Annotated in this window: 20 protein-coding genes and 1 pseudogene; 6 read left to right on the forward strand and 15 right to left on the reverse strand. The window is 35.4% G+C overall.

Annotated features, from left to right (window positions below; all coding sequences use genetic code 11):
• Window positions 1-858: 858 nt before the first annotated feature.
• The 9 genes from KGF70_RS14215 to KGF70_RS14250 all read right to left on the reverse strand — a co-directional run bounded on the left by KGF70_RS14215 (window position 859) and on the right by KGF70_RS14250 (window position 9,277).
• Complete coding sequence (locus KGF70_RS14215) at window positions 859-2,583, reverse strand: glycoside hydrolase domain-containing protein (protein WP_021730106.1); 1,725 nt, start codon at window positions 2,581-2,583, stop codon at window positions 859-861.
• An 81-nt stretch (window positions 2,584-2,664) separates the two neighbouring features.
• Entirely contained in the window at window positions 2,665-3,156 is a 492-nt protein-coding gene (locus tag KGF70_RS17420; RefSeq protein ID WP_253955624.1) for a hypothetical protein, read from the reverse strand.
• A gap of 271 nt (window positions 3,157-3,427) precedes the next feature.
• On the reverse strand, window positions 3,428-3,946 hold the full coding sequence (locus KGF70_RS14220; protein ID WP_103152864.1) for a hypothetical protein: 519 nt from the start codon (window positions 3,944-3,946) through the stop codon (window positions 3,428-3,430).
• An 11-nt stretch (window positions 3,947-3,957) separates the two neighbouring features.
• Window positions 3,958-4,731, reverse strand: coding sequence for a replication initiation protein (locus tag KGF70_RS14225; RefSeq protein ID WP_103152863.1), 774 nt, complete (start codon window positions 4,729-4,731; stop codon window positions 3,958-3,960).
• Window positions 4,732-5,357: 626 nt separating this feature from the next.
• Complete coding sequence (locus KGF70_RS14230) at window positions 5,358-6,032, reverse strand: hypothetical protein (protein ID WP_105923539.1); 675 nt, start codon at window positions 6,030-6,032, stop codon at window positions 5,358-5,360.
• Window positions 6,029-7,303, reverse strand: coding sequence for a relaxase/mobilization nuclease domain-containing protein (locus KGF70_RS14235; protein ID WP_103152861.1), 1,275 nt, complete (start codon window positions 7,301-7,303; stop codon window positions 6,029-6,031). Before KGF70_RS14235 ends, KGF70_RS14230 begins: the two co-directional genes overlap by 4 nt.
• Window positions 7,282-7,626 (reverse strand): plasmid mobilization relaxosome protein MobC, encoded by a 345-nt coding sequence (gene mobC / locus KGF70_RS14240; RefSeq protein WP_103152868.1) that lies wholly within the window; start codon window positions 7,624-7,626, stop codon window positions 7,282-7,284. Before mobC ends, KGF70_RS14235 begins: the two co-directional genes overlap by 22 nt.
• A 367-nt stretch (window positions 7,627-7,993) precedes the next feature.
• Window positions 7,994-8,323: a hypothetical protein gene (locus KGF70_RS14245; RefSeq protein ID WP_216769261.1), complete on the reverse strand. Its 330-nt coding sequence runs from the start codon at window positions 8,321-8,323 to the stop codon at window positions 7,994-7,996.
• A gap of 57 nt (window positions 8,324-8,380) precedes the next feature.
• Window positions 8,381-9,277 carry a nucleotidyl transferase AbiEii/AbiGii toxin family protein gene (locus KGF70_RS14250; protein WP_103152859.1) on the reverse strand — a complete coding sequence of 299 codons (897 nt, stop codon included), beginning with the start codon at window positions 9,275-9,277 and terminating at the stop codon, window positions 8,381-8,383.
• Between the two features lie 183 nt (window positions 9,278-9,460).
• On the opposite strand from KGF70_RS14250, the gene KGF70_RS14255 reads away from it, so the two are divergent.
• From KGF70_RS14255 to KGF70_RS14265, 3 genes are all read left to right on the forward strand, one after another.
• Complete coding sequence (locus tag KGF70_RS14255) at window positions 9,461-10,408, forward strand: hypothetical protein (protein ID WP_105923540.1); 948 nt, start codon at window positions 9,461-9,463, stop codon at window positions 10,406-10,408.
• A 603-nt stretch (window positions 10,409-11,011) separates the two neighbouring features.
• Window positions 11,012-11,320, forward strand: a complete 309-nt coding sequence (locus KGF70_RS14260; protein ID WP_225368141.1) for a helix-turn-helix domain-containing protein — start codon at window positions 11,012-11,014, stop codon at window positions 11,318-11,320.
• A gap of 7 nt (window positions 11,321-11,327) precedes the next feature.
• On the forward strand, window positions 11,328-12,260 hold the full coding sequence (locus KGF70_RS14265) for a reverse transcriptase family protein (RefSeq protein WP_158245755.1): 933 nt from the start codon (window positions 11,328-11,330) through the stop codon (window positions 12,258-12,260).
• A 38-nt stretch (window positions 12,261-12,298) separates the two neighbouring features.
• Here the strand turns inward: KGF70_RS14265 and KGF70_RS14270 are convergent.
• From KGF70_RS14270 to KGF70_RS14295, 6 genes and pseudogenes are all read right to left on the reverse strand, one after another.
• Window positions 12,299-12,886: pseudogene (locus tag KGF70_RS14270) on the reverse strand (tyrosine-type recombinase/integrase).
• A 142-nt stretch (window positions 12,887-13,028) separates the two neighbouring features.
• Window positions 13,029-13,487, reverse strand: coding sequence for a hypothetical protein (locus tag KGF70_RS14275; protein WP_017866851.1), 459 nt, complete (start codon window positions 13,485-13,487; stop codon window positions 13,029-13,031).
• Window positions 13,488-13,679: 192 nt separating this feature from the next.
• Complete coding sequence (locus KGF70_RS14280) at window positions 13,680-13,856, reverse strand: hypothetical protein (RefSeq protein ID WP_216769262.1); 177 nt, start codon at window positions 13,854-13,856, stop codon at window positions 13,680-13,682.
• A 370-nt stretch (window positions 13,857-14,226) separates the two neighbouring features.
• On the reverse strand, window positions 14,227-15,015 hold the full coding sequence (locus KGF70_RS14285; protein WP_056980515.1) for a hypothetical protein: 789 nt from the start codon (window positions 15,013-15,015) through the stop codon (window positions 14,227-14,229).
• 33 nt (window positions 15,016-15,048) lie between these two features.
• Complete coding sequence (locus KGF70_RS14290) at window positions 15,049-15,333, reverse strand: helix-turn-helix domain-containing protein (protein WP_010015131.1); 285 nt, start codon at window positions 15,331-15,333, stop codon at window positions 15,049-15,051.
• Complete coding sequence (locus tag KGF70_RS14295; RefSeq protein WP_011117005.1) at window positions 15,330-15,680, reverse strand: type II toxin-antitoxin system RelE/ParE family toxin; 351 nt, start codon at window positions 15,678-15,680, stop codon at window positions 15,330-15,332. Before KGF70_RS14295 ends, KGF70_RS14290 begins: the two co-directional genes overlap by 4 nt.
• A gap of 138 nt (window positions 15,681-15,818) precedes the next feature.
• Between KGF70_RS14295 and KGF70_RS14300 the strand changes: the two genes are divergently transcribed.
• From KGF70_RS14300 to KGF70_RS14310, 3 genes are all read left to right on the forward strand, one after another.
• Window positions 15,819-16,406, forward strand: a complete 588-nt coding sequence (locus KGF70_RS14300; RefSeq protein ID WP_105316358.1) for a site-specific integrase — start codon at window positions 15,819-15,821, stop codon at window positions 16,404-16,406.
• 416 nt (window positions 16,407-16,822) lie between these two features.
• Window positions 16,823-17,035, forward strand: a complete 213-nt coding sequence (locus KGF70_RS14305) for a hypothetical protein (RefSeq protein WP_216769625.1) — start codon at window positions 16,823-16,825, stop codon at window positions 17,033-17,035.
• Between the two features lie 697 nt (window positions 17,036-17,732).
• Window positions 17,733-18,503 (forward strand): replication initiation protein (locus KGF70_RS14310; protein WP_216779858.1); only part of this gene is annotated, 771 nt, incomplete at its 3' end.

Consider the following 18,503-nt stretch of genomic DNA (forward strand, 5'->3'; position numbering starts at 1 on the left):
GATGCTTAAGGATAAAGAAATATATAATCATTTCAATTTAGAAAATATTTCCAGTTCCATCAAAACGGAGCTAAACAAGATAGTGCATGACATCGATGACTAATACTTTAACACCAAACAGAAAGGGGCTATGAATATATAGGGTCTATACTAGATAATGGACCCTATTTATTGAAATGGGAGAGTAATTTTTTCAAAGAAAAGGGGGTAAAAACTATGATTAAAAAAGGCATTACAAGAGTAATAATAAAAGTAATGAATTCTTGGAGTTCAATTTTTTCAACGTTACCAGGGTAACTTTTGGGAATCGGAATTAAAAAGTCGAGGAAGATTGGTAAATATACAATGCTATTAACTATTACAACACTACTTATTCCGATTACGTAATGAACCATAGAAAAAGTTAGGACTTGATTGTGTCTGAAGTATTTTTTTTGAGCCTGCTGTACAGTTTTTTTCCTAGTTACAATGTCATGCCTTGCAGCGTTGAATAGGAGTGAAAAGCCTATTAATGCAACAATTATTAATATAAAGCCGAATGAATTGGTAACTCCAACTTCTGAAGTGAAATTTAGAAAAAAAGGGCCCAAATATTTGGAGATGAACCAACTAGATAAAATTGAAATAATAATTGTAAGAATGTTTTTAAAATAGCCATTTTCAATGATAGTATCATTTATATGGTCACATAAATATAAAAAATCAATTGTTATGAGAAAAAAAACAACTAATATTACGATTAACCATGAGTACAAGGCTGATTTAGCACCTCTTTCTATTTTTTAGATAAAAGTAAAAAACTAAAATAAGTAAAATGATAAACTAATATATATAGTTTATCATTTTGCTTATTACTTTCTATGCGTTTTGTTCAATTAACTTGCGAAAAGCTTTAGCGGCGTCTTTTGCTTCACTGTCAGTATAAGAAGGATATTTTTGTAATTTAAACTTTTTAAAAGCCAATAAAGCGGTTTTATAAGCTGCACCCCATGAACCTGTACCACCTTTTAAAAGAGTATATGTGTCGTTCTGTAGTGAATCAAGGTCATCATCAAAACGATTACTTAGGTAAGAATTAAAGCGAACGGAGCTTTCATTACCGGTGTAATAAGTTTTAATAATTTTGGATATAGTTTGGTTGTTTTGCGAATGGATTGTACTGTAAACGTTAAGTGCATCCAAATCGTCAACCAAATCTTCCCTTCCAAATTGCCCTTTATTACCTACATATGCAGTAATTGATTCATAAAAAGAGCCGTATTTTTTCTGGTTAAGATGAGCATCTTCTATACTTGTTAAAAGATCTCCACACCAGCCCCCAAGGTCCTGAATTCCTGAGGCTGACTGTGGTTCTCCCCAAAATAAAAGTGCGTTTAAAGAAGCCATCATGTGTGGTAAGCCAATTTTTATGCCAGTAGTACTATCATAAAGAGTTTCGAAGTCACTTTCTTTTGAAACATGTAATGCTGAGTTTGCGAATGCTAACCAGCTAGTATTTAATCCACCGGCCAAGGGTGCCCAACTTGGTGAAGAATAGGAAAATTGTCTATAAAATTGGGTAACAAGTTGTTCAGCAGGTGTTGAAGAGCTTTCACCGCTGATATAACTATATGCCTGGTCTTCTACTTGTTGCAGTTGGGTAAAGAAAGCAGCGTTAGGATTTATATTAACTTTGGTAACTTTAGAAACTCCGTTATCTTTACCAGAGACAGCAACTTGATCCATATCAATCCCTGTTGAAGCTCCAGTAAATTCATTGAATTGATCAAAGCTCCAATTTTCAGGCATTTTGAACCCTAAATTTCCGCTCCATCCAGAAGACATATCAGCAACAAAACTATACTTAACTAAGTGGTTTACATGCAAGCACGCATTGCGTGTTCCATAAATACCTGCTTTATATTCAGTTGATCCTATAATACCAGTAATACCCTCGAAATAGGGGACAACCGTACTACTCATGTTTCCATCTTGAATATCAACATCAACGGCAAAATAGATAACTGTCCCACTTGGTAGGCCAAGCTGACGTGCAGTATTAACGGCAATAGAAGCGTCTGCGAAACCTTGCTTGCTATTAAAATAACTTTCTTCATAACCTCCATCTTCGTAAATCGGAAAAATCTTAAGGTTAGCATCTAATAGCAGTTTAACTTCAGTGTTAGTCAAATTTTTATCTCGTTTATCAGCACCAGTCCCGACGCTTCCTGTCAAATAACGGCCGATAATGTTATAGCCAGCTGCTTTCAGTGATTTAGCCGTAGCAGCTGATGTGATTTGAGTAGCCATGTCGACACCATCTGAAGATCGGTTAGTGTTACCATTACTAGTTAATAAGCCTTTGATCACAGTTAGGTCAGCAGTTGAAGTATAAGGAGGCAACTTCATGAATTTTCTAAAGGAAACTATACCGTCGGCAACATTTTGTGTAAATTGGCCATTGAAGGCGCCTGAATAGAAACCATTAACGTAAAGACCATATTGAATAATTTTAACGATTGCCCCAGTTGCGCCAGAATTAACAGTTGGTGTTTTATTGATCGTACCAGGACCATAATAACCATTAGCAGTTCCAGTATCCATACCTTCCACTGACTGCAAAGCATAAATCAAAGCAGTGTTCGTATCCCTTTGATAAATTCCATCACATGGTAAAATACCAGTTTAAGCTTGATAATCATGATTAAGCTGTTGTTGCATTGAACGGATTTTAGCGTCCCCACCAGGAACTAAAACAAACGCGCTCATTGTCAACAAGGCTTTCATAATATCCGAGTTTACATTGGCGCTGGTGTCTTTGATACCGGCGTCTTTTTTTAATTCAACGACAGCAGCAGCCGTGTTAGTAGTAAATTCTCCGGTAAAGTCTTCAGGGTTGATACCCTTACACCAAAAGCCACCTTGGATTATTTTAACAACATTGTGCTTAAAGCCAGTTTTAACTTTATTAGCAAATTGAGTATCCCATTTAGCGGCAGTTGAAGGGCCAAAATTATCAACTAGATCTGTGATACCTAATTCGTGTTGCAGGGCTCTAGTTAACCCATAAACTGTGTTCCAACCAGTATTACCGTCCTCGGGTACTTTACCAAAGCCAGAAACTTTACCGTAAGTTTTGTTGAGCCAGACTTGTGTTTCTTTTACCATTTCATCCATACATAAATCGTCCTTTCTGTGTTGTTTAGCAACCATAAGCGCCTACAACGAACAAGCTATCAAATGAGTAAGCAGTTTCTGATTCAACCTCCTTAAAAATTATTTGCTCAATATTCGAACACACGTTCGAGTAGACGGCTTAATTTTAGCACAGAAAAACAAGAAAACAAATTTTTGTCGGATTATTTTCGAACAAAAAAGATCTTCCAGGAAAATGGGAAGATCAAGTAATATATATTTTTGAGGGTCTGTTTCTCACCAATAGCCCCTTTTATTTACTGCCAAAAAGATGTTTAAAGAAACCTTGCTTTGGTTGTTCTTCTTGTTCATTGTCACTGCTATTCATTACCTGACTATTATGTTGATTTGTACTAGATTGTTCATTTTCTGGCTGCTCAAGTTGATCTATTCGTTTTTGATCTGATAAATGTAGTTGTTGTTCTTGGTCTACTAATTTTTGTATGTGTTCATTTTGATTAAGTAGTTTCTCAATTTGTTTATCTTTAGTCTCAAGCTGTTGCCTTAAAGACTGATTTTCTTGTTCTAATTGAGACGATATTTTTTCCTGCAACAAAGAAACATTTAAACTTTTGTTTCTTTGTTGTTTTGTTTCTTTCTCTTTATGCCTAATACTCATAAAATCCTTTATAGCAGCCTCAGCGGCCTCACTTATTTGATAAGAGTGGTTAACTTGTTTTGGTTTTTTAGATATAGGCAGTTGATTTATTACTCTATTTATATATTGAGGAGTAACTTTTAGATCAGCAGCTAAATCTTTTACAGTTTTCATACTTTTTTCTCCTAATTCAATTGGCTCCTTTTAGTTTCTTTACCATGAATAGTGATTTCATAACCTACGATAGAACGACCTCTTTTTTGTTTCGTGACAGTAAACCAAACTCCTAATTTTTGTGTAAGTTCTTTAATAGCAACGTCTAAAGCTTTTTGACCAAATTTTCCAGCTGGCCAACGAATGTCTTTTCCTAAAAACCAACTCTCCCAATCCTCTAAGGAACCGTTAATGGAAACGTTTTGTTCATCCCCCATTTTATTGGCTTCCCATAATTTCATCATGATTAGACTATACTTTGATTTAATCGTTGCTAATTCACTTAACTTAAAAGAATAAAAATTTTTTCTAAGATCAAAAATATAGGGGGCTGCATCTTCGGAGAATTTAAATCTAACAGATCCATCTTCAAACATGTCAATTCTGCTAAAGAGTTGGGTCATACGAACACCAATTTTTCCATTGGGACGCATTATTTTAAAGTATAATGCCGTATTTTCGTTAAGAGCTTTAAAAGCTTCTGCCACTCTTTTATAATTTTGACCAGAAGCATTAAGGCCTAAATGATGAAGTATAGCTAAAATTTGAACATCATAAGATTCAAACGGTGTACTATCAGCTTTTACAAAACTAATAGCAAAATCCAAGATTTTATGTTGAAAAGAGGTTAAACCACCAAATGCCTTAGCTAAATCGTTTGCTTGTACAACTAAATAATTTTCCCGAGCTAGTAGATCGTTAATCATTAAGTTTGCTTTTTTATTTACAACATCTTTATCTTGCATATAATATCTCCTTTTATAACCCTTATAACATTTATACCTTATAACACATTATTTTACAAGTAAAGGTATAAATGACGTACAAAAAAGGTATAAATGACGTACAAAAAAGGTATAAATGACGTACGAAAAAGGTATAAATGACGTACAAAAAAGGTATAAATGACGTACAAAAAAGGTATATATTTACGCTGTAACCCTTGATAATAAAGACTTTGTCGTTCCCTAAAGTATTTAAAAGTATTAAAGAAATAATCTTTAATGTATTTTTTTAATGTATTTTTTAACGCGCGCGCGTGACCTTTTTCAAGCAAAAAAATAAAAAAATTCCACAAAAAAATAGATTCTAGCTCGGTACCTTCGCTTAAAAAGGAGTAAGAGAGAACCACTCTCACATTTAACTCCATTCGCTCCGCTCATTGCGCAGTCGCCCAAGGCTCCTTTGCTAAGTTCAAAACATGTTGTTCAGAAAATCTTCGGGCACGCCCTCAGAGCAAGCGCCTCAACTGCTAATAGCTATCAACCACCTGACCAAGTTAATTAGCTATTATTGTAACTTAAAACCAAAACAAGAATCCTGACACTTTGTCAGAGCTTTAATTTGGCTGCTTAAGCTGTTTATTTAACTTTTAAGACATTTTATCCTTTTTCCAAAATTTAAGCCGAGAGAGCTTAAAATCAGTCAAATAATGGGTCATTTGCAGGGCACACCAGAAACTAAAGGCAATCGCAATACCTATACCAATAAAACCCACGATCCCTAGAATAATAGAGCCAATGTAATGATCGGTATGCAAGGCCCAAACAGTGTTATATAACTTATAGAAGCCCCAACCGCGCCAAATACCGTCATACAGCAAAGTCTTTAACACAAATAAAACTAGACAAACTAAGATCAAGCTGTTGGCGATCGCTAATAAGGTCACCATGGCGTGTTGCCAAAAGGCCTTTTTTTCGGCTTCATGGAATTGTTTTTCTTGTTGTTTTAACTCAGCTTGTAGGTCAGTCGCATGCTGTTTATATTTTCTTAGATCATCATAAACGCTAAAATGTAAGCCTGGATTATCAAGTTGCCGGCGCTTTTCTTTTAACATTTTTTCAGCTTCTTGGTGATACCAGGCTTGTTCTTCGTCTAGCAGTGCTTGCTGCTTTTTTTCAAGTTCAGTTGTGTTTAACACTTGCGCCATTTGCTCTTGCGCGGCTTGTTCCACCAATTCTTTAAAAGCCGGCACATTATTAAAGTCGATCTGGTTGTCGTCGTAAGCGTCATATATCTGTTTAAACAATTTTTTATCGACATTCATCGATGAGGTCCCCTTCCTGGTTTATTATTCTGCCGCGGTGACGGTGTTTGTCGCGTCCGTTGGCTTAAATCATGTTGCAGCTGTTGTTGCTGGGCTTGTTTTTTACGTGCTAAGTCAGCTTGAAATTTTTGGGCAAAATTGAGACGACTAGCACGCAAGTCTAAGAGTTCGCGAGCTCGTTTTGTAAATGCTCGTAAGCCGTCTTTAAAGTGCTGTAAACCATTTGTAAGTGGTCGTACTGCTTTTCTAAATCGGTCAAAGCGGTGTTTAGTGTCTGATTGGTTTCGTTGAGCCCGGCCAGTTGCGACTGCAAGACGGTCAAGACCTGGTTTTCTTGATTCAAGTGCCGGTTTTCGTTGTTCAATTTCGCGATCAGCTGTAAGAGGTCGCTGGTCGTTTGAAATTTCAGTTTGTTTTTGGGTTTGTTGTTCTCGTCGCGCCAACTCATTTAAAAGCGCCTCCTTGTCATAGTCTGTCCCTAAACGGGCCCCACGAGCCCGTCGTTGCTTCTGATTAGCGTCTAAAAACGCGTATGAGATGTTTTGCCCCCGTAAAGCTACATTTACCCCATTTGAGCTTAAACGAGCTGAGAAGGCCTCATATGAGCTCACGGTGGGGTCTTGCATAACTCCATCAATGCGGTGACGGAGATCGGCCATGTAAGAATATTTTTGGGCTTGGGTCAGGTCCTGTTCGGTTTGTGACTGGTGTTCCCGAACCGGCGTTAGAATATGCCAACCCTGGGCCCGCGCTAATTCATCATTGGTGGTCCGGACCCGGCTGACCGTTTGGCCCCGTTTTTCATCTAACTTCTTACCAGTCGTTAAACTAACTTTATTAACAATAATGTGGTTGTGTAAATGGTGATTGGCGCCGTCTAAGTGGGTATAAACGGCACTTTGATAATCAGGATAAAGTTTTTTGGCTAATTGCACGCCGAGGTCATTGGCCTTTTGCCAGTCTAAGTGGTTAAGTGGGTCTAATTCGTTATCAGCAAAAGACTGGGTGATCCGTAAGACCTGGTTGCGCTTTTGAGTTTGGTGAAAGAGCTGGCGGACTGCACGAAACTGTTCGTTAGCGATCAAAGGGTCAATCCCATTCGTACCGCCCACAACCACGGCTCGACAATTTTCAAGTTCAGCGGGTTGGGCTAAATCATGATCCGCTAACCAGCTTTTGGTGTCATGATGTAAGGGAGTTTTTTCACCTAAACCATAGCCGAGGGCAAAAGTGGCACTGGCTGCATTACTTACTTTTGCAATTGTTGCCATAATTTTCGATACTCCTCTTGGATCGCTTGTAAAGCCGCTAGAAGCTGTTTAGTTTGCGGTAGTTCCGGTTGTTGATTTAACTGCCGGGCAACTTGATTCAGATTAGTTCCCTGGCGACTTAATTCAAGTAATAGTTCTTTAGTTGCGGTGTGATCAAAATAGGGCTGCCGGAGCTTAGAATTTAACGCTAGTTTTTTAGCATAGTTAGAGACCGTCAGACCATAAGTTTCCGCCGATAATTTTAATTTAGTGTACTCAGTTTGATCTAAGCGAAAGTTAATGCGTTTGACTTGTCGTTCATCGTCTGATTTAAGATTAGACAAGTAATTCACCCCCTTAAAAGCCACAGCATTAAGCTGCATTATTCATTTAGCTTCCTGCTGGAAAATGTAAGTGTCAACGTTTATTATTCATGCACGTTCACCCTAACATTTTAAGTCAGATACTGCAAGCTGTCGGAATGACATACAAATTGCTGGCGCATTTTGTCCTTATTCCTGGCTTGAAAAGAGGGCTTTTTGTTGCACAAAAATTCCCCCTTTTATCCCCCTCAAAAGACGCTCGCTTTTCGGCATAAAAACGAGCTGAAACCGTCCCTTTTTTGTGCCAAAAATGTGACCGAAAAAAGCAAGAAAGAATAGCCCGCATTTGTCGTCACAAAGTGGGCTATTTTTTCTAAAAGCAGGCCGCCTAATTTTGGTCCTGATCGGTCCGAAATTGGGCCAGCCATTGCGAAACATTTTTAAGATCTTCGATCTGCCAAAAATTTCCGTTCCAGTGTATATGATCAGCAATGTCGATTAATTGCTGCATTTGGGCGTCCGTTAAATTGGTTTTTTGCGCGGACTGCTGAAACATGGGAACATGATCTAACATCTGGTGCGCACCCGCAAAAGTTTTGGCTTGGGACTTTTGATAAAAGGCACGGCCTAATTTCTGATATTCTTTGGTCCGCGCTTTGCGTTTCCGCTCGTTTAATTTCCGCTGTAATTCGTCTAATTTTTCCAGTTCACTAGCCATAGCTAAAACCCCCGTTAATAAAGTTATTTTTAGCTTTATTTTAGCAAAGAAAATAGTTTAACGACTAACTAAGTTATAAATTTGTTTAAATAGATGTTCTGCGAAATTGAAAATAAACTTAAAGTCTTGCTTGTCTTTTTCGTTTCTAATTTGAGGTAGAACATTGTTTTGATAGTCATTGAATAGTTCTTTTTTATAAGAATTTATTTGTAGTAACAGGCTAAAATCAACGTCTTTTAATTTAAACATTTCTTTTAAGATATAGATGTTGTCAGGGCTTAACATTTGATCATGTAAATCATCGTTGTGGATTAATAATTCGTAAATATCAAATAGATCGCGAGCACGTTCTTTAGTACTTCCAATCTTATACTGAGGTAATTGTTGACAGGAGGCACGTATTTTTTCATAGACTATCATGATAGGTGTATATAAATAAATTGTATATCCCTCAAGATCTGTTTCCTCACGAGGTTCGGTATATTCATCTTTACTTAAATCTATCTCAATGTTCTTCTTGTTTCCCCATGTTGTATCAGCATGTGCTCCTATATTTTCTACATGATCGTTCTTTAAAGTAATATATCTTTTTTGTGGCATAATTCCAAACCTTATATGATATCCGCCCCAGACAACATCTTGTAGTTTTGATTGATGTTCATAGTCTTCAATTATTTTATTTTTATGACGTGGACGTACGTTAAAAGTAAAGTTAACTACCTGATAACCAACTTCTGCAAACCCCGCAGTTAGAGATTCTCTAAAAAGAGGTTCGTTTTCTTCCTTGGTGAATTTAATATTATGTGAAATAGCAAGATCAATGTCTTGTGAGGCACGTACATTGACTCCTTGTAGTTCTAAGGCATGACCACCCTTTAAGGTTAATTTGTTAAGTAACACGTCATTTGAAAAAATTGATGTAATTACAATATTTCTAATTTGCTCTTGGTCCATGCTTTATACCACTCCTTTTTCTTTCTAGTATAGCATGAAGTTTTATAAAAAAGCATAGGTATATATACCTATGCTTTGACGACAAAGCTTATTTCAAGTATTATGTAATAAATAAAGGTTACTAACAAAGCATAGGTATATATACCTATGCTTAACTATCAACGTCAAAATTGGAGTAAGCAAATGAAAAAAACAGCAACTCAACAAATTTTAGATAATAAAGAAACAGTAACTAAATTTCTTATTAACCATAGAAATATTTTGAATCGAAGTTCGTTAATGGATCTTTTACATGAGCTTCAAGATCAACAAGACATATTAAAAAGAACGACTTTAACGGGATTAACAACTATTTTATTACAGCAAGGAATCCTTGAAGAAATAAGTATATTATATCGAGATAGATTACTTTACCGTTATTTAACAACAAGTGATTATGTTTCTCCATATGAAATTGCGCTTAGTATAGCCCCTAAAAAAGCACATTTATCACATCTTAGTGCACTTTTTGCTAATGAAATTACAAATCTTGATCCCACAACTATTTATGTTAACTATGAACAGTCAGTTAAACATGTTGATGAAAAAAATGCTCAACTAACTCAAAAAAAAGTTGATCAAGCATTTCTTAAGCCCGTTAGGAAAACAAAAAATGTAGCAACATTTCTCTATCGTGATAGATCTTATACAGTAATTTTGTTGAATGGAAAAAACACCAACTATATTGGAGTGCGTTCAATTAAGCCGCTGGGATTTTCACTGCCTGTTCGTGTTTCTAGCCTGGAAAGATCATTGATTGAAGCAACGATTAGACCAAGTTATTCTGGCGGTGTGCAGGAAGTATTAATTGCTTTTAGAAACGCTAAGGGAGCAAATATATCTGTAAATCGCATGTTGTCGTATTTAAAGAAAATGAATTATATATATCCTTATCCACAAGCCATATACTTTTATGCCTATTATGCAAAATATACTGCAATGCAGTTACACTTGATAGGAAAAATGTTTATTACAACAAACGAAAGTAAGCAGCCGGCAATTAAGTTTTATTTAGATCATCAATTAATTAATCCTAAGTTAGATCTGGAATCTCAAGTATATTATCCAAGCAACTTTACTTTGGATACTTAACAGAATTGAAAAATAGGTCCATTTGAAGTTTAAGCGGACCTATTTGACATAATGAGGATTAGTGTACTTAAAAAAGCAATATTTTGCGAATAGTATTTGCAAATAGCGAATAATATGATACAATAATATTGTCGATCTAAGGGTATTTCCTTAAGCCAGTGGAGTTTTTAAACTCGTGGACTCTTTTTCAGATAAGAGTCTAACCTTTGGAGGGTACAGAATTCGCAGCCCGTCCCGGCTCCGGGGCGGCAACGCCGCCCTTCGCCTGGTTTGAGGGGAAGGACTCCCTCAAACCAGAATGAAAGACAAGGTAAGATGTTCTACGCACCCATTTCTTTCCCGTAAGGAAGATTTCTTTAAGAAATCTGGAAAGGATGTATAAAAATATGCAGCAACGAAACAAAAATAGATTGATCGTAGAACATCGTTTAGATAGTGGAAAGGCCTCTAAGAGATATAAATTATTTATCTCTGTGATGAAAGTTTTGGAGAATCTACTCAAAGTTGGGATTTTATTCGAAAAATTTTTTCAGGGCCTTTTTTAAATCTATCTGGAAACCTTGTCTTTTTTTTATATAATTATTGATCAATGTTAGAAGGGATTTGGCGATTTTTATGGAGAATATAGGAGCAATTTTAAAACAATTACGTACAATATATGGCGACACGGCTAAAGACTTTAGTCAAAGGCTGTTAATATCTCCAAGTTATTTATCGGAAATTGAGAATGGTAAAAAACAGCCTTCTTTAGAAATATTAGAAAAGTATGCACATATTTTAGATATGAAGCCTTCTACTGTACTACTTTTAGCGGAAAAAGAAGACGATTTAAAAAAGGAAGGCAAAACAACAAAGGTTATAAGAAAACTAATGTTGAAATGGATTTCTACTATGTCTAAAAAAGAAGGGTAGTAATATAGTGAAAAGAGGAAAATATGCACTTAATCAATCGGCATTATATAAATGTGGTTCTAAAAAAAGATTAGCAGAAATATTAGGGATACCATTAGAAATATTAAAAGAGAATGCGGAAAATCCTCAATACCATATTGTGTATAAACCCAAGAAAAATTCTACTGAAAAAAGAAAGATAAATGCTCCCGGAAAAACTTTGAAAAGAATACAGGGAAAAATTTATAAAAAGTTACGGTATGTTAAAAGGCCTAAGTGGGTAATGGCAGGGGAAAAGGGGAAAAATTGGCCAGATAATGCAGAATTTCATAAGGATTCCTGTTATGTTTTAAAATTCGACATAGCAAACTTTTTTCCTAATTGTGGAAGAGAGTATGTTTACAGATTTTTTCTAAATCGGTTAAAATGTGCCCCTGATATTGCAGAAATACTAACAGATTTAACAACATATCATGGATGTATAATTCAAGGATCTCCCGTTAGTATGGTCTTGGCATTCTATGCTTATGAAAAAATGTTTGATGAGTTGGCTAACTTGGCTGACGAAAATAGCTTACTTTTTTCGACTTATGTGGATGATTTAACCTTTTCTAGTAAAAATCAGATACAGAAAGATAAATTAATTAAAATTGTTAATAAAAAGCTACATGCTTATGATCACAAGTCTAAGAGTAAAAAAGAAATGTATTATGGAAAAACAAAATATAAAAAAATAACTGGTGTAATTTTGTATCCAGATCATGTAAGCAAGGTTCCTAATAGAATTAGGCTTAAAATAAAACGATCACTAGCTGCAGCAAAAGAAGCAGAAAAGGAAGGTAATGTAAAACAAGCTAATGATTTAAAAAAAGAACTAGTTGGAACAATTTATTCAGCCCGACAAATCGAAAAAAATATATTTCCTGAAGCTTTAAACTATGCTAAACAACAAGTTAGTTAACGCAATTATTTGTGTTAGCTAACTTGTTGTTTTCTTATTTACCCAAAGTCGATATTGTCTAACATTTCTTCGGTACTAGCTTGATCTAGCCCTAAATAAGCTAGGGACATGGCCTCACTGCTGTGATTCAAGAGGTGCATGACCAGCCCAATGTTGTAATTGGACTACATATAAACTCGATAGGCGCCGGTTTTGCGCATGGTATGGGTGCCTAAATAGTCTAAATTGAGAAGATCGTCGACTTTAGCCATGATCTTATAGAATTGTTTTTCGGCAATATGTTTCTCGGGGCGCTGAATCGACGGAAAAAGCCAGGGCGAGACTAAATTTGCTTGCTGCAACCATTTTTGATAGGCTAAAAGATCACCGGTGACCGGTTTTAAGTATAACCGGTTGGCTTTGCCGGTCTTGTGGTCGTGGAGAAAAGCATTCTGACGCACATTCCCCTGGTCATCAAAGACATCAGCCCGTTTGAGCCGGAGAATGTCGCTGACACGCAGTAAAGTCGCCTTACCGACTTGAAAAATAGTGTAGTTGCGGACACCCGCCTTAAAATCATCTTGTAAACACCGTTGAACTTTAATTAAAACATTGGAATCTTTGATCGGTAACACTTTTTGTTTCATGAAAAAATCGCTCCTTTTTCAGGGGCGATTTTGATAGTTTCTTATTGATTTTTGCCCCTTACTTTTAAGCCTGAAATAAAGAGGCCGGTAAATCAAGCTTTGACAGGGTCCATTACTGCATAATAGACCCTAAAATGATTATTTAAAGTGTTGTGAAAGTTAAGATTCCTAATAAGAAACAGCAAGCACAAATACCATAAATAGAAATAGTCTTGTTTCTTTTTTCTTTATCTGTAATCTTTAATGCGTGGTCATACTGTATCTTTTTCCTTTGTATTGTTTGGTTTTTTAAAAGTTCCATAAAAAAAGCAAAGAATAATGCAAAAAAACCAATGGAATCTGTAAATCCAAGCATAGAAAAATCTCTTTCAAAAATAGCAGTATAAATACCAATTGTAAGACTAATTAATGCTAAGGCTCCAAATAAGAGGCGGAATTTATTAAACTTTTGAAAAGTACGGTAATGTTTTCCATATAAAATTGGTAGTCTACCAAGCTCAATAATGCTTGTTTTTTTTCTTTTTTCTTTTTTTGTAGTGTAAAGATAAGAAATTAAAAAAAACAACGTTAAAAGTAACAATAAATCAATAAAAAAGGTCATAAGAAGTCTTCTTTCATGGATTAAACAAATTTAGAGAACATTTTTTATAATTTTCTCATAAGTATAAAAAAAAACAAGGATTCTTTTGAATCCTTGTTTTTAAGTTTTAAGCGGCTATAGCCAAAGCTAGTATACCTACAAATATAATAGTAGCATCGAGTTCATAGCCAATCACTGTTCCAGGATCGGGGGCTAAGGGCCAAAATTATCAACTAGATCTGTGATACCTAATTCGTGTTGCAGGGCTCTAGTTAACCCATAAACTGTGTTCCAACCAGTATTACCGTCCTCGGGTACTTTACCAAAGCCAGAAACTTTACCGTAAGTTTTGTTGAGACAGACTTGTGTTTCTTTTACCATTTCATCCATACATAAATCGTCCTTTCTGTGTTGTTTAGCAACCATAAGCGCCTACAACGAACAAGCTATCAAATGAGTAAGCAGTTTCTGATTCAACCTCCTTAAAAATTATTTGCTCAATATTCGAACACACGTTCGAGTAGACGGCTTAATTTTAGCACAGAAAAACAAGAAAACAAATTTTTGTCGGATTATTTTCGAACAAAAAAGATCTTCCAGGAAAATGGGAAGATCAAGTAAGCTATATATTTTTAAGGGCCCATTTCTATCAAATAACCCCTCGAAAACATTGAAAGAATAGCCCCCAATATCTATAATGTAGATATTGGGGGTTATTTATATGCTTATACAATTTATAGTCCCTTGATAAGGACCCTATTTATATTATTTCTGCTTCAATAATTTTTATATCTTTTTCATAATCTCTTTCTGAATAATTCTGTTCAAATCCCCTTAATAACTCTGAATTTAGTTTCTTAGCTGACATTTCCATTCCAATCATAGTTATACTTCCCGAAGTAACCCCACCAACGACTGGAACAATTTTCGCAATTCCAGAGGCTAGTCCCTTTTTGGTTAGTGTTTTGCCAGCAACTATACTAGTTATTTTTTTTAATAATGGGTACCACAAAGTTTTCATTAAAGGTTTCCCTAATATTTGTTTAGAAGCATACTTTATAGCATTAGAACTTGACACCCGCAACAAAGAAGCTGATCCATTTACTCCAGCCATTGTTCCTAAAAATAATAACAATCCATTTGTTTGAATTTTTCCATCTTCTTCGATCAAATCATCAAAATCATATATATAGGCTAATTGTTGAGCCAATCTGATGGAGTAAACCATGTTTTGAATAATATCGCCAGGTATTGTCCCTGCTATTGCAATTCCCCCGGGAATTCCAGTAAGAAAAGAAATAACAGTAGTATTTCTTACCGTTGCTGTAATTTGTTTTTGTGCAACTTTTTTTCTTTCTTTTAAGGAAATATCTAAGTGCCCATTGATAATATCTGATTCTGTTACTTTAAATACTTTTGCTAAATATTCAGATCTGTTAACATGTGCAACTGGATTTTCAACGACTAATTTTAAGAGTGAGCGAAAATCATTATTTGTGATTGCTTCTAACATTTTATTATTATTTAATGATTGCTTACCTGAATCCATTATTTCTAACTCCTTAGCATTGGTAGTTTTTAATTATATTACCGGCATAAATTGAATGGTTAATCGCTGATTAGTTGCCTGCGCAATCTCAGACAATACCCTAGTCGAAGCATTCATTGATCCATTTTCAATTCTAGCAATGGTTGATTGTGGTTTACCAATTAGACTAGCAAATGCACGTTGACTCATACCCATATTTTCACGGAGATCACGGACTTTAACTGCTACCTCTAAATTGATGTTTTCTTGTTCAACGAGTTTTGCAAAATCAGGATTGTTTTTACTTCTTTCAGTAACATATGCGTCAATTTTACTCATTGTTGGTCCTCCTTGTTAAAATACTTGCTGCGTCGATTCCGAGCAATTTTCTTTTCACTTTCTGGTGTTTTTTGCGTTTTCTTTGTGAATGCATTGGTGATTAAGTACTGAGATCCTTGTACTTGGAAATAGATAGCTCTCTGAATATTTGAAGCTCTCTTAGAACGAATCTCATAGAGATTGTTTTCTAGCTTTTTGACCCATAATTGACGTTCTGCGATGATTAGACCGTTATTTTCAATATTTTGAATGGTCGCAATTAATTTGGCAGCGTCTTTATCAGGTAATTGATCCAAAAATTGTTTAAATTCATTCCAGTCATAATAGTCAAATTCCATTTTTTTCATATTCACATGATAGCTTATTGGCTATCAAAAAGCAAACAAATATGTTATTACACAAATCCTTGGTACAAGCGGAAGTGTGAAATTCATATTTCCGCTTGTACCAAGGGATTACGTCTCCACCAACGAGGTGATTTTTATATGCAACAAATTGTCCTACCAATCAAAGATTCAAATATACTTAATGATGTTCAAGATACTTTACTCAATAACTTTAAAGCTGGCCGGCGTAACTATACGATTTTTCAAGTTGGCAAAGCAACACTGTTGCGAGTCAGTGATGTCATGCGCTTGAAACAGACCGATATTTTTAATCCGGACGGTTCTATTAAACAAAATGCGTTCATTCACGATCGAAAAACTGGTAAACCTAATACCTTGTACCTCAAACCAGTTCAAACAGAGCTCTTATTGTATCGCCAATGGCTACTTAATCATCAGCTAGATTCTGAATGGCTCTTTCCTTCCATTCAACACCCAGAGCGACATATCACGGAAAAACAGTTCTACAAAATTATGAGCAAGGTTGGCGATCTGTTAGGAATTGATTATCTAGGTACCCATACAATGCGTAAAACTGGGGCTTATCGTGTTTACACGCAATCAAATTACAATATTGGCCTAGTCATGCACTTATTAAATCATTCAAGTGAAGCCATGACTTTAGCTTATTTAGGCTTAGACCAAGCCAGTACCGAAACTATGTTAGATCAAATTGATTTTGGTTAGTTTTATTTGGATTTTTAGTTGTTGCCGAAGGCAACTTCTGAGACAGATTTTAAGCACAAAACCTCCACTAATTTTTAGTGGAGTGTAAGTGCGCCTTGACCGAGTCTTGCTCGGTTTTCGGACTCACATAGATGTTCTATGTATAAGTGCGCATTAAACTCATTTCATTCCGTTTAATGACGCTAAAAAATAGCTAACTTGATCATTAAAATAAAAGGTTTTTTTAGTTCAATGCGCACTTATACGTCAACTAACTTTGACGTGTTTCGATATCCCAAAAATTGTATTAGATTTCGCTGCGCTCAAACAAATCTTTTTAATTGCTTTACACCGTTTTTCTTTCTAAACTTAATCACAATCTTTGAATAACTAACTATAAAAAGATGCCTTTAATTTAAACCTGAAATAATTAGCTAATGTTAGGAATAACTCAGATGGACGAAAAGAAAGTATTAAAGCCCATTGATGAAATGCTTGCTGATCCTTGGCAAGTTGATATTCAAGAATTGTTTGAAGCTTTTGTTCATGAACCTGATGAGATCAAACAGAATTTGTATAATTCCTTGTACACTTACATTTTGCAAAAAAGACAAGAAGATATTATTAATCGACCAGGATTTGTAATTTAGCCCTCTAAAAGCTCACTGAGGGCTTTTTATTTTGTTTTGGCATAAATTATATGTAAATATGCTTAAAACTGCTGAGAATTGAAAATAAAGGCCTTAAAAGGGACATAGCAGTTAAATTCTTATTATGTTTTAGAAAAGCTAACTGTTTGCTGTCAATGGTAGCGGACGAGCAAAGCGTGGGAGCATAAGGAATTGACAGCTCTAAACCAGTCTTAACACTGAATTGGCGAAAGCCAAAGTTTCTATAAAACTTTGCTTTCCTGCCTAACGGCGAGTGAAAAAACGGTCAAGCTGGTTCAGCTTGACGGGGTGCGGGGCGTCAGCGCCCGTATAAATGTGGCTTGCCACACCTTTTTAGGCAACGAACGAAGTGAGGCGCAAAGAGCGTAGCGAATGGAGTTTAATGTGAGCCGGTTTTTGGCTCACTCCTTTGTGTTTTTGATTTTAGGTCTTGATCTCGTACAGTGGTGCCTCTTATATACCTCTTTTATAAACCTCTTTTAAACCTCTTTTAGACCCCTCTTGAACCTTACTCTCCCAAGGCTTATAGAAGTTTATCAAGTAGGTTTTGTCTGTTTATCAAGTAGGTTTTGTCTGTTTATCAAGTAGGTTTTGTCTGTTTATCAAGTAGAACTATAAAGTTGACTACTTGATAAACATAATCTAAAATTAATTTGTAATCATTAGGAGGTACAGCATGGGAAATGAAATTATTAAATATGATCCAGAGTTAAATACCATTCCACTTCGAAAATTTACTCCAGTTGAAATGAATTTATTTTTTTCGATTATTTCTCGTATGCGTGATAAGAGTGATCAGACCATTCGTTTTACTTTTGATCAATTAAAAGAGCTAAGTGCTTATAAACCTACTGCAAATAACCGTTTTGAAGATGACATTCAGAGAACTTATGAAAAAATGATGGGATTACATTTTGGTAGACGAAGTAAAAGTGGATTAACTCGAGAGTTTTTTGTTTTGTTTACAGAATTTAAAATTGATGGAGATGCAGAAGAACCTTATGTAGACGTAAAAGTTTATGAACGTGCTTTACCCCTTTTAAACAAGCTTGAAAGTTGGGTTCGTTATGCGTTGGCAGAGTTTAGAGATTTAAAAAGTAGTTACGCAAAAACAATGTTTCGGTTACTAAAACAGTTCAGAACCACTGGATATGCTTATTTTTCTAAAGAAGACTTTTTTGAATTACTAGATATGCCCAAAAGTTACTGGAATAGTCCCTCTAACGTCGATAAATTTGTTATAAAACCCATTAAAGAAGAATTAACTCCTTTGTTTAGAGGATTAACGGTTAGAAAAAAATATGGTAAAGGGCGTGGGAAACCAGTTATTGGCTATTCGTTTACCTGGAAACCAGAAAAGAAAGATGCCAATGATTTCTCACAAGGCCAATTACAAGATGAGCGTCAAAAGCTTTTTAATATTCAGCATAATGGTGAATTAACAGAG

The sequence above is a fragment of the Lactiplantibacillus sp. 7.2.4 genome, assembly GCF_018991185.1.
In the GTDB taxonomy this organism is placed as follows: domain Bacteria; phylum Bacillota; class Bacilli; order Lactobacillales; family Lactobacillaceae; genus Lactiplantibacillus; species Lactiplantibacillus pentosus.